Origin of the sequence: Vibrio sp. S11_S32, from assembly GCF_014694465.1 — a bacterium.
In the GTDB taxonomy this organism is placed as follows: domain Bacteria; phylum Pseudomonadota; class Gammaproteobacteria; order Enterobacterales; family Vibrionaceae; genus Vibrio; species Vibrio algicola.
This window is the reverse complement of record NZ_JAAUWS010000015.1, coordinates 34,979-47,923: the sequence shown is the minus strand read 5'-3', so window position 1 is coordinate 47,923 and position 12,945 is coordinate 34,979. Positions and strand designations below refer to the sequence as shown.

General features: G+C 42.3%; 14 protein-coding genes. 12 read left to right on the top strand and 2 right to left on the bottom strand.

What is annotated here, in order from left to right:
- The first annotated feature begins 155 nt into the window (after positions 1-155).
- Positions 156-1,061 carry a hydrogen peroxide-inducible genes activator gene (locus HC723_RS09605; RefSeq protein WP_153447657.1) on the top strand — a complete coding sequence of 302 codons (906 nt, stop codon included), beginning with the start codon at positions 156-158 and terminating at the stop codon, positions 1,059-1,061.
- Positions 1,062-1,080: 19 nt separating this feature from the next.
- Here the strand turns inward: HC723_RS09605 and HC723_RS09600 are convergent, their stop codons facing one another.
- Positions 1,081-1,536, bottom strand: coding sequence for a CBS domain-containing protein (locus HC723_RS09600; protein ID WP_190338914.1), 456 nt, complete (start codon positions 1,534-1,536; stop codon positions 1,081-1,083).
- Positions 1,537-1,840: 304 nt separating this feature from the next.
- On the opposite strand from HC723_RS09600, the gene queA reads away from it, so the two are divergent.
- The 5 genes from queA (at position 1,841) to secF (ending at position 7,513) form a co-directional block, all read left to right on the top strand.
- Positions 1,841-2,893, top strand: coding sequence for a tRNA preQ1(34) S-adenosylmethionine ribosyltransferase-isomerase QueA (queA, locus tag HC723_RS09595; RefSeq protein ID WP_190338913.1), 1,053 nt, complete (start codon positions 1,841-1,843; stop codon positions 2,891-2,893).
- Between the two features lie 88 nt (positions 2,894-2,981).
- Positions 2,982-4,127, top strand: a complete 1,146-nt coding sequence (tgt, locus tag HC723_RS09590; RefSeq protein ID WP_153447655.1) for a tRNA guanosine(34) transglycosylase Tgt — start codon at positions 2,982-2,984, stop codon at positions 4,125-4,127.
- A gap of 135 nt (positions 4,128-4,262) precedes the next feature.
- The gene (yajC, locus tag HC723_RS09585; protein ID WP_153447654.1) at positions 4,263-4,598 is read left to right on the top strand and encodes a preprotein translocase subunit YajC; all 336 of its coding nucleotides are present in this window, start codon (positions 4,263-4,265) and stop codon (positions 4,596-4,598) included.
- 104 nt (positions 4,599-4,702) lie between these two features.
- Positions 4,703-6,553, top strand: a complete 1,851-nt coding sequence (gene secD / locus HC723_RS09580) for a protein translocase subunit SecD (protein WP_190338912.1) — start codon at positions 4,703-4,705, stop codon at positions 6,551-6,553.
- 9 nt (positions 6,554-6,562) lie between these two features.
- Positions 6,563-7,513, top strand: a complete 951-nt coding sequence (gene secF, locus HC723_RS09575) for a protein translocase subunit SecF (protein WP_190338911.1) — start codon at positions 6,563-6,565, stop codon at positions 7,511-7,513.
- A gap of 283 nt (positions 7,514-7,796) precedes the next feature.
- Here secF and suhB read toward each other — a convergent pair whose 3' ends face one another.
- The gene (suhB, locus tag HC723_RS09570; RefSeq protein WP_153447651.1) at positions 7,797-8,600 is read right to left on the bottom strand and encodes an inositol-1-monophosphatase; all 804 of its coding nucleotides are present in this window, start codon (positions 8,598-8,600) and stop codon (positions 7,797-7,799) included.
- A 195-nt stretch (positions 8,601-8,795) separates the two neighbouring features.
- Here suhB and trmJ point away from each other — a divergent pair, with 195 nt between their 5' ends.
- The 6 genes from trmJ (at position 8,796) to hscB (ending at position 12,925) form a co-directional block, all read left to right on the top strand.
- Complete coding sequence (gene trmJ, locus HC723_RS09565) at positions 8,796-9,536, top strand: tRNA (cytosine(32)/uridine(32)-2'-O)-methyltransferase TrmJ (protein WP_190338910.1); 741 nt, start codon at positions 8,796-8,798, stop codon at positions 9,534-9,536.
- A gap of 104 nt (positions 9,537-9,640) precedes the next feature.
- On the top strand, positions 9,641-10,165 hold the full coding sequence (iscR, locus tag HC723_RS09560; RefSeq protein WP_190338909.1) for a Fe-S cluster assembly transcriptional regulator IscR: 525 nt from the start codon (positions 9,641-9,643) through the stop codon (positions 10,163-10,165).
- A gap of 32 nt (positions 10,166-10,197) precedes the next feature.
- Entirely contained in the window at positions 10,198-11,412 is a 1,215-nt protein-coding gene (locus HC723_RS09555) for an IscS subfamily cysteine desulfurase (RefSeq protein ID WP_190338908.1), read from the top strand.
- A 74-nt stretch (positions 11,413-11,486) separates the two neighbouring features.
- Positions 11,487-11,867, top strand: coding sequence for a Fe-S cluster assembly scaffold IscU (iscU, locus tag HC723_RS09550; protein WP_153447647.1), 381 nt, complete (start codon positions 11,487-11,489; stop codon positions 11,865-11,867).
- A gap of 92 nt (positions 11,868-11,959) precedes the next feature.
- Positions 11,960-12,283 (top strand): iron-sulfur cluster assembly protein IscA, encoded by a 324-nt coding sequence (gene iscA / locus HC723_RS09545; RefSeq protein ID WP_153447646.1) that lies wholly within the window; start codon positions 11,960-11,962, stop codon positions 12,281-12,283.
- A gap of 126 nt (positions 12,284-12,409) precedes the next feature.
- Complete coding sequence (hscB, locus tag HC723_RS09540; RefSeq protein ID WP_153447645.1) at positions 12,410-12,925, top strand: co-chaperone HscB; 516 nt, start codon at positions 12,410-12,412, stop codon at positions 12,923-12,925.
- The last annotated feature ends 20 nt before the right edge of the window (positions 12,926-12,945 follow it).

Sequence of the window (12,945 nt, the reverse complement as noted above, 5' to 3'; positions counted from 1 at the left end):
ACGTCAGTGTTTGAATGTGTTTCAACGAGACAAACTATAGTACAAGTTGTAGTATGAAAAAAAGCGAATTAAACCGATTAACTTAATCGAAAAAAACGATGATTGAAAATTTGTGATCATCGTTCAACTTATCCTCATTATGATTGAAATTTACTATGACGAAATGGCCAAGTTTAAAACAATTACATTATTTAATTACTCTGCATGAGACCCATCATTTTAGTGAGGCGGCTGAACGCTGCTTTGTCAGTCAATCAACCTTAAGTAAAGGTATTCAAAATATTGAAGAATTAATTGGCTGCCCTTTGTTTGAAAAAAAAGATAAAAAAAGTCCGTTGATTTTTACTCTCGCGGGAGAAAAAGTCGTGCGCCAAGGGCGTGAATTACTCGCCAAAAGCCAAGACTTACTTGAAATTGGATCGCTGTGCCAAAGTGGCAATATGCAAGGGCAGTTAAGAGTCGGTTGTATTCCGACCATCGCGCCTTTTTTACTCGGAGACTTAGTTCAAGAGATCAACCAAGGTTTTCAACAGCTCACCTTGTTGCTGCGTGAAGATACCACCACCAACTTATTAAAAGCGCTGCGTAATGGAGAGTTGGATGTGCTAATACTGGCGATGCCGGTCGATATTGCGGAAATGGAATGTCAGATTGTTGGGCAAGATCCGTTTCGGATGATCATGAGTCGCCAACAAGCCGATGTGATAAGAGCGCCTATTCGTTATGACGATTTGCCCGATGAATCGGTATTCTTATTAGAAAATGAGCATTGCTTAACCGAGCACGCAGTTTCAGCGTGTAAACTTACTAAAAGAGAAAAAATAAACCCGTTTTCAGCTACCAGTTTGCACACGTTGGTACAAATGGTCGCCAATGGTTTAGGGACCACTTTCATTCCACAAATGGCGATTGAGCATGGTTTATTAAACAACCAAAATTTAGTGGTGATAGAGCCGCCGGGCCGCAGTGCCTACCGTGAAATTGGCCTAGTATGGCGTCCGAGTTCCAATCGTATTGAAACCTTTAAAGCACTTGCAACCGTGGTTGAAGGCTTATTATAAAGGCCGTAATCAAAAGACGTTATAAATCGTCAAACTCTTCTATCGGTTCTAAGATGCTGTCTTCTTGGATTTCGAGCAAATGAATCGCCACCGTCACAAAGTCGGTGTCGGTAATAATGCCAATTAATTTATGGTTCAGCGTGACCGGTAAACAGCCGTATTTTTGCGTTTGCATATAACGGGCGGACTCTTTAAGTCCTGCAGTGGCACTGATGGAAGTGACTTTTTTATTCATGATCCGCTCAAGAGGGGTGGATAATGTATAAGAAATCTGTCCGGTGGATTTTTTCAAATTTGAGTCTTGCGCGGCAAGGATATCTCTTTGGGTGATGAGGCCTAGTAAGCGCATATCGTTATCAACAATAGGAAGGTGCCTAATATCGTGCTCTTTCATCAAGTTTTTTGCATCTTGTAATGTGTTCGAGCGCTTTAAATTATAAGGCTTTTCGGTCATAACATCGGCGACAGTAAACATACCAGACTCCTTTTGTTTCAGTCGATAATTCATCATAAGTGAACCATTAAACAAAAACTGCGAGCAAGGTGACCTTTTGTATAAAGTAACCTTTCAAAAGTTATGGTTTTATTGGGGTTAATATATTGAAATGATAAAAGGTAAATACATTGAGTGTTTAACCTTATGTTATATCGTTAGATGCTGACTTGTTTTCAAAGGATAGCACCGAACAAACCTTGATATTACTGGTGGTAAGCCTATACTAGCGCTTTATTTTTAAGCCCCTCGTTTGTTTAATAAACTGCCTTCATAAGTGATCACCATGCAAGTATCTGATTTTGATTTTGACCTTCCGAATGAGTTAATCGCTCGTTATCCTCAGCCGCAACGTACTGCTAGTCGTTTATTGCAATTAAATGGTGATAGCGGGCAACTGATCGATGGACAATTTACCGATGTACTGGATCTGGTCAATGAAGGTGATTTGATTGTGTTTAACAACACGCGCGTGATCCCGGCTCGAGTGTTCGGTCGTAAACAATCTGGTGGTAAATTTGAGTTGTTAGTTGAGCGCGTGGTGGATGAAAAAACCATCCTTGCTCATGTGCGTGCGTCTAAATCGCCTAAACCGGGTAATATCCTTTTTTTAGGTGAGAATGAACAATACCAAGCTGAAATGATCGCCCGTCATGATGCCTTATTCGAAATTCGTTTTGATGGTGATAAAGGGGTGTTGGAAGTATTAAATGAGGTGGGGCACATGCCACTGCCACCTTATATTGACCGTCCCGATGAAGACTCTGATAAAGAACGTTATCAAACCGTCTATAATAAAAAACCTGGCGCGGTCGCCGCTCCTACTGCGGGTTTGCATTTTGATAATCAACTTTTAGACAAAATTGCTGCCAAAGGGGTGGAGTTTGCTTATGTCACCTTGCATGTTGGCGCTGGCACATTCCAGCCGGTGCGAGTGGATGATATTAACGATCACCACATGCATTCTGAATACGTTGAAGTGCCGCAAGAGGTGGTTGATGCTATCGCCGCCACTAAAGCGTGCGGTGGACGAGTGATAGCAGTCGGGACTACATCGGTGCGCTCACTTGAAAGCGCGGCTCAAGATGCCAAACAAAAAGGCACCGAGCTGGTACCATTTTTTGGTGATACCGAAATTTTTATTTTCCCAGGTTATGAATATCAATTAGTCGATGTCTTAATCACCAATTTTCATTTACCTGAATCAACTTTGATCATGCTCGTTAGTGCTTTTGCCAATTATGATAATGTAATGGCCGCCTATCAGCATGCTGTGCAACAACAATATCGCTTCTTCAGTTATGGTGATGCGATGTTTGTCACTAAGCGAAATTCGTAATTCTTGCTGAATCGTCACTTGAATGGCGAAACAAATGAACATGTAATGAGTATCCGTTGGACTGTTTTTCCGACATTTTGGAGGTTTCGTGAAATACGAACTAATTAAAAAAGACGGTGTTGCCCGCCGTGGACGTTTAACGTTTGAACGTGGCTCTGTAGAAACCCCTGCTTTTATGCCGGTTGGCACTTATGGCACCGTAAAAGGGATGACACCGGAAGAAGTGAAAGATACCGGCGCTGAAATCCTACTGGGTAATACTTTTCACCTTTGGTTACGTCCTGGTCAAGAAATCATGAAATTGCATGGCGACTTGCATGACTTTATGAATTGGCAAGGCCCGATCTTAACCGATTCAGGCGGCTTCCAAGTATTTAGCTTAGGTAAAACACGCAAAATCACCGAAGAGGGCGTGCATTTTCGTAACCCTGTAAATGGTGACCGCATTTTCATGGACGCTGAAAAGTCGATGGAAATTCAAAAAGATTTAGGGTCTGACATCGTGATGATTTTCGATGAATGTACCCCATATCCAGCCACTCACGATGAAGCTAAAAAATCGATGGAAATGTCATTGCGCTGGGCACAACGCAGCCGCGATCATTTCGATAAACAAGCTAATCCGAATGCTTTATTTGGCATTGTGCAAGGTAGCGTGTATGGCGATTTACGCGATGCATCTGTTAAAGGCTTAACCGATATTGGCTTTGATGGTTACGCCGTCGGTGGTTTAGCGGTTGGTGAGCCGAAAGATGATATGCACCACATGCTGGAGCATACTTGCCCACAACTTCCACAAGACAAACCTCGTTACTTAATGGGAGTTGGCAAACCAGAAGATTTAGTGGAAGGTGTACGCCGCGGTATTGATATGTTTGATTGTGTAATGCCAACTCGTAACGCGCGTAACGGGCATCTGTTTGTCACAGGTGGCGTGGTTAAAATCCGAAATGCATTCCACAAAACAGACACTTCGCCGCTTGACCCAGAATGTGACTGTTACACTTGTAAGAATTACTCTAAATCATATTTGCATCATCTCGATCGTTGTAATGAGATCTTAGGCGCTCGCTTAAATACCATTCACAACCTGCGTTATTATCAACGTTTAATGGCAAGTATTCGCTTAGCGATTGATGAAAACCGTTTTGATGAATTTGTGGAAGCATTTTATGCACGACGTGATCGTGAAGTGCCACCGATGCAAAAAGAAGTAAGAGAAAATCAAAAATAAGTGAGATTGTTCGCTTTTTTAGTCACTTAGTTACTTTAAATGTCACTAAGTTTGCCCTTTGTATTGAAAAACACTTAGGGCAACCCAATTACTGATTCAATTATCTAATATCTATCTATAAGAAGGAAAATTTTAATGAGCTTATTTATTTCTCAAGCACATGCAGCCGGCGGCGCAGCACCAGCTGGTGGTGGTATGGAAATGTTTATCATGCTAGGCATGTTTGCCGTGATCTTCTACTTTATGATTTACCGTCCACAAGCAAAACGTGCGAAAGCCCATAAAACACTGATGGCATCAATGTCTAAAGGTGATGAAGTGCTTACCAATGGTGGTTTAATTGGTAAAATCGTAAAAGTTTCTGATGAAAATGACTACATCCTATTAGCATTAAACGAGAACAATGAAGTGACGATTAAAAAAGACTTCATTACTGCGGTACTGCCTAAAGGTACGCTTAAGTCTCTTTAATTGATCATTCTATAGCATCGATGATTATAACCAACAATAATGGTTATCTTGATCGATGCTTTATGATATTGATTATTCTTTATAACAGCTAAAGGATACCTGCTGTGTTAAACCGTTACCCGTTATGGAAGTATTTGATGGTGGTCGCTGCCATCCTCATTTGTGCATTATATGCCCTTCCAAATATTTACGGTGAAGATCCTGCAGTACAAGTCACAGGGGCGCGTGGTGCCTCGGTTGACATGTCAACGCTAGACTCTTTAAATACCGTATTAAAAGAAAATAAGCTCGAAACCAAATCAATTGGTCTAGAAAATGGCTCAGTTTTGATCCGTTTTAAAAGTACCGATACTCAAATTAGTGCTCGTGACTTGATCTCTCAAGCCATGGGTAAAGATTTTATTGTGGCTTTAAACCTTGCACCGGCAACTCCGGGATGGCTTGATTCTATTGGTGCGACTCCAATGAAACTCGGCCTTGATTTGCGTGGTGGTGTTCACTTCTTAATGGAAGTGGATATGGACGCGGCAATGGAGAAACTGGTTGGGCAACAAGAAGAATCTTTCCGTAGTGAATTACGTGAAGATCGCATTCGTTACCGTGCTATTCGTCCTGCTGGTAAAGATGGCGTTGAAATTGTTCTACGTAATGAAGAACAACGCGATCAAGCCAAAACATTATTAACAACAAAACATCGTGATATGCAATTTGCTGAAGGGGACAACAATGCGTTAGTCGCGACCTTCACCGAAGCGCGTATGACTGAAATTCGTAACTACGCCGTTGAGCAAAATATCACTATCTTGCGTAACCGTGTAAATGAATTAGGTGTTGCTGAACCATTAGTTCAACGTCAAGGTGCAAGTCGCATCGTGGTGGAATTGCCAGGTGTGCAAGATACCGCTCGTGCTAAAGAAATTTTAGGCGCGACCGCAACACTTGAGTTCCGCGAAGTGGACGACAAAGCCGATTTAGCCTCAGCAGCCGAAGGTCGTGTGCCACCAGGCAGTGAAGTTAAATTCGACAAAAATGGTCGCCCTGCCGTAGTGAAAAAACGCGTTATTCTTGGCGGTTCAAGCATCACTGATGCAAGTTCAAGCACCGATGAATATGGTCGTCCTCAAGTGAATATTTCTTTAGATAGTGAAGGGGGCAGTAAAATGTCTGACTTCTCTAAAAAGAATATTGGCAAGTTGATGGCAACCATCTTTACCGAATACAAAGATAGCGGACGCCGCACGCCGGAAGGCAAAGTGGTATTAGCGAAACATGAAGAAGTGATCAACCAAGCGACGATTCAATCTGCGTTAGGCCGAAGCTTCCGTATTACCGGTATTGATTCACCTGCAGAAGCGCACAACTTAGCCTTGCTACTTCGTGCTGGTGCTTTGATTGCGCCAATCTCGATTGTTGAGGAACGCACCATTGGTCCATCTATGGGTCAACAGAATATCGATATGGGTATTCAAGCGTGTGTTTGGGGTATGGTTGCAGTAATGCTATTTACGCTGCTTTACTACCGCGCATTTGGTCTGATTGCCAATATGGCATTGATGGCAAACTTAGTACTTATCATTGGTATTATGTCATTAATCCCAGGAGCAACTATGACCTTGCCAGGTATAGCAGGTATTGTCTTAACGGTGGGGATGGCGGTTGATGCCAACGTTCTGATCTTTGAGAGGATACGTGAAGAGCTAAAAGAAGGACGCAGTCCTCAACAAGCGATTCACCAAGGTTACGCTAATGCATTTAGCACCATTGCCGATGCCAATATCACCACCTTAATCACCGCAATCATCTTGTTTGCTGTGGGTACCGGTGCGATTAAAGGTTTCGCGGTTACGCTATCGATTGGTATTTTGACTTCAATGTTTACTGCCATTATCGGTACTCGTTGTGTGGTTAATTTGCTGTACGGACGTAAACGTAATCTTAAGAAACTGTCGATCTAAGGAAAAGTTATGTTTCAAATATTGAAAGCAAACAAAGCGATCGACTTTATGCGTTGGTCAAAGTTTGCCTTTGCATTCTCAGGATTAATGATCGCCGCGTCGTTATACTCGATTGCAACTAATTGGTTCAACTGGGGTTTAGACTTTACTGGCGGGACTCTGATTGAAGTGACCTTCCAACATCCAGCGGATTTACCTAAAATTCGTGAAGCTTTGACCAATGATGGTTTTGCCGATGCTACGGTGCAAAATTTTGGTTCGGCGCGCGATGTAATGGTTCGTTTACGTCCGCGTGAAGGTACTAAAGGCGAAGTGATTGGTAATCAAGTTCTTGCTTCTGTTAAAAAAGGCAGCGGTGATGAAGTTGAATTAAAACGTATCGAATTCGTAGGACCTAATGTCGGTGGTGAATTAGCAGAAGCGGGTGGTTTAGCGATTTTAATCTCATTACTTTGTATCTTGATGTATGTTTCTATGCGTTTTGAATGGCGTTTATCAGCGGGTGCGGTATTAGCATTGGCGCACGATGTCACCATCACGTTAGGGATATTCTCAGCGTTGCAAATTGAAATTGATTTAACCATCGTGGCAGCGTTGCTGACCGTGGTCGGTTACTCACTCAATGATACCATCGTAGTATTTGACCGGATCCGTGAAAACTTCCGTAAAATGCGAAATGGTATTCCGGGTGACATCATGAACCATTCCATCACTCAAACATTAAGCCGTACCTTAATTACTTCTGGTACCACTTTGTTTGTGGTTATCGCCTTGTTTACTAAAGGCGGCGCTAATATTCATGGTTTCGCACTGGCGTTACTATTGGGTATTACCGTTGGTACTTACTCTTCTATCTATGTTGCCTCGTCTCTTGCATTGAAACTGGGTCTAACGCGTGAGCATTTAATGCCAACGCAAATAGAGAAAGAAGGTGCCGATCAAGATGAGATCATGCGTTAAGCATTGACTTAGCTAGATTGAGACTTGATGAAAAAAGGCTTTGAGAGCGATCTCAAAGCCTTTTTTATAGCCATTCCATAAATTTAATGATCGTTCAAAATTGAGTACAGAGAAAAGTGTCAAAGGCCATGGATGGCCTTTTCTCAAGCGACCAAGGACGGATCAGCGTCTTTTCGGCGTATTCAAATAGATCAAATATTAATTATTACCTGATATTAAGCATAAAAAACGCCGAGGCTTCTAATTGAAGTCTCGGCGTTATGATGTTTATTTTAGAAGTTGATTACTTCTGCATGCCTTCGTTAGCATGTTCACGGATGTGCTTAAGAATGCTCTTCACTCCGCGTGGGCTTGAAGCAACAATGTTACCCGTTGCAAGGTAGTTAGTGCCGCCAGCAAAATCAGTTAAGATTGCGCCAGATTCGCGAGCGATCAACTCAGCAGCAGCCATATTCCAAGGCTTAAGACCTAGCTCGAAGTAACCGTCAACACGGCCAGCGGCTAAGTAACATAAATCAAGAGCAGGAGAGCCTGTACGACGGAAATCAGAACACTCATTAAATAGAGCGCCAACGATTTTAATGTAGCTTTCAGCGTGTTGTTTTTGTTTAAACGGGAAACCTGTTGCAAGAACAGCACCATTTAAATCTTTAATTGGATTGATACGTAGACGAGCGTTGTTTAATTGTGCGCCAGAACCTCGTTGAGCTGTGAATAGCTCATTACGAATTGGATCGTAAACACAAGCGACTTCTGTTCTGCCGCGCATACGAACTGCGATAGAAACTGCAAAGTGTGGTAAACCTTTTACAAAGTTATTGGTGCCATCCAGTGGGTCGATAATCCATTGTACATCAGTGTCTTTACCTTCGATAGAACCCGTTTCTTCACCCACGATGCAATGATCTGGGTAAGATTTTTTAATGGTATCGATGATCAGTTGCTCTGCTTCTTGATCGATATTGGTGACGTAGTCGTGTTGACCTTTTTGAGTCGCCTCAATTTTATCGGTGTTTTCTGCAGATTTAGCAATATGATTGCCAGCTATTCGTGCAGCACGAATCGCAATGTTTAGCATAGGATGCATAAGATTTTCCCAACGGATGTTAAAGAACGAAAAAGCGGCGTGAAGTATACCAGAGTTTTTACAAATAGAAAGTGTCTATTTTTTGCGCTGCCAGAGTGAATCCTTAGATTCAGCAATCACAATGTAATGCAAGCGAGTATATTTCAGACCGAGTGTGGTATGATTTGCACAAAATTTTAAAGGGTGAATAGAGTCATGTTAGAGAACGTTAAAGTCATTTTAGTTGGTACTTCCCATCCAGGCAATATTGGTTCAGCTGCTCGTGCAATGAAAGTCATGGGGCTAACAGAAATGGTTTTAGTCGCGCCGCAATGCCAGGTGGATGAACAAACCCGTTCGCTGGCTTCTGGCGCCGCCGATGTGGCTCAAAATGCCGTAGTGGTAGAAACACTAGAAGAAGCGATCGAAGATTGTGTGCTGGTGGTAGGGTCAAGTGCCCGTTCTCGCACCCTGGAATGGCCAATGCTTGAACCACGAGAGTGTGGTAAGAAATTTGTCGAAGAAGGCCAAAAAGGCAAAGTGGCGATTGTGTTTGGCCGTGAACGTACTGGGCTAACCAATGAAGAGCTACAAATGTGTCATTTCCATGTTTGTATTCCAGCTAACCCTGAGTACAGTTCGCTTAATCTTGCGATGGCGGTGCAAACCATCAGCTATGAAATTCGAGTTGCATTTTTAGATTGGCAAGCGTCGGCTTACCCGCAATCAGAACAGGAAGCCTACCCGCGTAATAAAGAATTAGAAATGTTTTATCAGCACCTTGAAAAAGTGTTGTATAGCACCCAATTTATATCTAAAGATAAGCCTAATTTAGTAATGAATAAATTCCGTCGCTTATTTAGCCGTGCTCGCCCAGAGCAACAAGAGTTAAATATGTTGCGAGGAGTATTAACCGCGATCGAAAAATCGACCTCAAATGATGATAAATCTAATTAAATCATAGCGCCAATACCTGAGTGAATTAGTCAAATAAATAGTTGACTGATTTACTCGGGTATGTGACTATATTATCCACATGCTTACTGTGGGTACGAGGCAATATGAGACTGACATCAAAAGGAAGATATGCGGTAACGGCAATGCTGGATGTAGCATTACATTCTAGCGATGGACCGGTTCCGCTGGCTGATATTTCAGAGCGACAAGGGATTTCATTATCTTATTTAGAGCAACTATTCTCTCGCTTGCGTAAAGCCGGATTAGTAGCCAGTGTTCGTGGCCCCGGTGGCGGTTACCGACTTGGGATCAATGCTGACGATATTGCGGTTGGCGCAGTGATTGCCGCGGTTGACGAATCGGTCGATGCGACTAAGTGTCACGGTAAGGGCGATTGCCAAGGTGGTGTGCGCTGTCTTACTCATACGTTATGGCATGATTTAAGTGCCCGTATTAGTGACTTCCTTGATGGGATCACCTTAGGCGAATTAATGAAGAATAATGAAATTCAAGATATTACAGAACGCCAAAACATAGAGCTGGTAGTCAATAATGGCTTTGGTAATAAGAATATTAATGCCAAAGAACAGATAAAATCTAAAACTATCGGTATGAATGCTCGCGTCTAAGTGAGCAATACGTTTTTACATTGGAGTAAAGAATGAAACTGCCTATTTATTTTGACTATTCAGCAACTTGTCCAGTTGATCCTCGCGTCGCCGACAAAATGGTTCAATGTATGACGATGGATGGCAATTTTGGTAATCCAGCCTCTCGCTCGCACCGTTTTGGTTGGCAAGCAGAAGAAGCTGTCGATCATGCGCGTGACCAAATCGCCGAGCTTATCAATGCAGACCCGCGTGAAATTGTCTTTACCTCGGGCGCAACTGAATCAGACAACTTAGCGATTAAAGGTGCGGCGCACTTTTACGGTAAGAAAGGCAAGCACATCATTACCTGCAAAACCGAGCACAAAGCCGTGCTTGATCCATGCCGCCAACTAGAGCGTGAAGGTTTTGACGTGACGTATCTTGAGCCTGAAACCAATGGCTTAATTGATCTGAAAAAACTGCAAGCGGCACTGCGTGAAGATACGGTATTAGTGTCTATCATGCATGTGAATAATGAAATCGGTGTGGTGCAAGATGTTAACGCGATTGGCGACATGTGTCGTGAACGCAAAATCATCTTCCACATGGATGCAGCACAATCTGCGGGTAAATTACCCATCGACGTACAGCAGTTGAAAGTGGATTTGATCTCATTCTCAGCACACAAAATTTATGGCCCGAAAGGCATTGGCGCATTATATGTTAGCCGCAAGCCTCGCGTTCGCCTTGAAGCGCAAATGCACGGTGGTGGTCATGAGCGTGGTTTCCGTTCAGGCACTCTTCCTACTCACCAAATCGTGGGTATGGGCGAAGCCTTTGCGATTGCTAAACAAGAAATGCAACAAGATTACGATCACGCATTAATGCTGCGTACCCGTTTGCTTAATGGCTTGAAAGACATGGAGGCGTTAACCATTAATGGTGATTTAGAACAGCGCTTACCAAACAACCTCAACATTAGCTTTGCTTTCGTTGAAGGTGAATCATTGTTGATGGCATTAAAAGACTTAGCAGTATCATCGGGCTCTGCTTGTACTTCAGCTAGCCTAGAGCCATCGTATGTTTTACGTGCACTTGGTTTAGAAGATGAATTAGCGCATAGCTCAGTTCGTTTCTCATTTGGTCGCTTCACTACCGCAGAAGAAATTGATTACGCGGTTGAGCAGATCATTGTTGCCGTAACAAAGCTCCGTGATATGTCCCCACTTTGGGATATGTACAAGGAAGGGGTTGATTTGAACACGGTTGAGTGGGCACATCACTAATACTAATTATCGACTTAGGTTGGATATGGTATCGATCATTCCAACCTCAGTAGCAAGGATTTGAGGACAATATTATGGCGTATAGCGAAAAAGTAATTGAACATTATGAGAACCCACGTAACGTCGGTTCTTTTGATAAAGAAGATCCATCTATCGGTAGCGGTATGGTTGGTGCTCCAGCTTGTGGTGACGTAATGAAACTGCAAATTAAAGTATCACCAGAAGGCATTATCGAAGATGCGAAATTCAAAACTTATGGTTGTGGTTCTGCTATTGCATCAAGCTCACTGGTCACTGAATGGGTGAAAGGTAAAAGTTTAGATGAAGCAGCATCAATCAAAAACTCTGAAATTGCTGAAGAATTGGCACTACCACCAGTGAAAGTACACTGCTCAATTTTAGCAGAAGATGCGATCAAAGCAGCGGTATCCGATTACAAAAAGAAACATCAGTAAGACTGGTTTAGTGAGGGAAGGTGATTATCTTCCCTTATTCTTTACTCGTTTTATTTTTACTTATATTGATTGAAACTACACAAGGTTGAAGTATGGCCATTACCATGACAGATGCGGCAGCAGGTCGCGTAAGAACATTTTTAGAAAACCGCGGGAAAGGTCTAGGTTTACGCTTAGGAGTAAGAACCACGGGATGTTCTGGTATGGCGTATGTACTTGAGTTTGTCGATGCACTCAATGAAGAAGATCAAGTATTTGAACATGATGGTGTTAAAATCATTATTGATCCAAAAAGCTTAGTTTATCTTGATGGTACTGAACTCGATTTTGCCAAAGAAGGCTTAAATGAGGGCTTTAAGTTTAATAACCCGAATGTAAAAGGTGAGTGTGGTTGTGGCGAAAGCTTTAATGTCTAGCAGCTTCTAACATCTAAAAGCTTGAACATTTAACTGTTTTTATCCATCTTATTATGACAGCCGGTAGTTTATGATGACAACGAGCGGCGGTTTGGTTTTATCTCTCAGTTCAAAAGAAGCCGCATTATGAATCACTTTGAATTATTTGGCCTATCTAATCAGTTCGATTTAGATAAAAATCAGCTATCGGATAAGTTTAGAGATCTGCAACGCCAATTCCACCCTGATAAATTCGCGTCTGCCTCCGAGCGCGATCGTCTGATGTCAGTGCAAAAAGCAACTGAAATAAATGATGCTTATCAAACCTTAAAACACCCTTTAAATCGCGCCGAATACATACTCGCTTTACAAGGCGTAGATATTCGTGGCGAACAACAAACGATGAGTGATCCCGCTTTTCTAATGGAGCAAATGGAATTACGCGAAACACTTGAAGATATTTCGCATTCTCGTGATCCTGATAGCGCATTAGTTGATTTTGATAGTAAAATTCAAGCCATGTATCAGCAGCAAATCGAACAATTACAACAACAATTAATTAATCAAGATTGGAATGTTGCGGCTGATAGCGTAAGAAAACTTAAGTTTGTCAATAAATTACGCCTCGAAATTGAGCAGTTAGAAGATAAGCTGCTGGGTTAATAGGCCAAGATAAAAGGACC

Coding starts and splice junctions, on each gene's coding strand:
- HC723_RS09605 (WP_153447657.1), top strand. CDS start 156: ATGACGAAATGGCCAAGTTTAAAACAATTACATTATTTAATTACTCTG.
- HC723_RS09600 (WP_190338914.1), bottom strand. CDS start 1,536: ATGTTTACTGTCGCCGATGTTATGACCGAAAAGCCTTATAATTTAAAG.
- queA (WP_190338913.1), top strand. CDS start 1,841: ATGCAAGTATCTGATTTTGATTTTGACCTTCCGAATGAGTTAATCGCT.
- yajC (WP_153447654.1), top strand. CDS start 4,263: ATGAGCTTATTTATTTCTCAAGCACATGCAGCCGGCGGCGCAGCACCA.
- secF (WP_190338911.1), top strand. CDS start 6,563: ATGTTTCAAATATTGAAAGCAAACAAAGCGATCGACTTTATGCGTTGG.
- suhB (WP_153447651.1), bottom strand. CDS start 8,600: ATGCATCCTATGCTAAACATTGCGATTCGTGCTGCACGAATAGCTGGC.
- trmJ (WP_190338910.1), top strand. CDS start 8,796: ATGTTAGAGAACGTTAAAGTCATTTTAGTTGGTACTTCCCATCCAGGC.
- iscR (WP_190338909.1), top strand. CDS start 9,641: ATGAGACTGACATCAAAAGGAAGATATGCGGTAACGGCAATGCTGGAT.
- HC723_RS09555 (WP_190338908.1), top strand. CDS start 10,198: ATGAAACTGCCTATTTATTTTGACTATTCAGCAACTTGTCCAGTTGAT.
- iscU (WP_153447647.1), top strand. CDS start 11,487: ATGGCGTATAGCGAAAAAGTAATTGAACATTATGAGAACCCACGTAAC.
- iscA (WP_153447646.1), top strand. CDS start 11,960: ATGGCCATTACCATGACAGATGCGGCAGCAGGTCGCGTAAGAACATTT.
- hscB (WP_153447645.1), top strand. CDS start 12,410: ATGAATCACTTTGAATTATTTGGCCTATCTAATCAGTTCGATTTAGAT.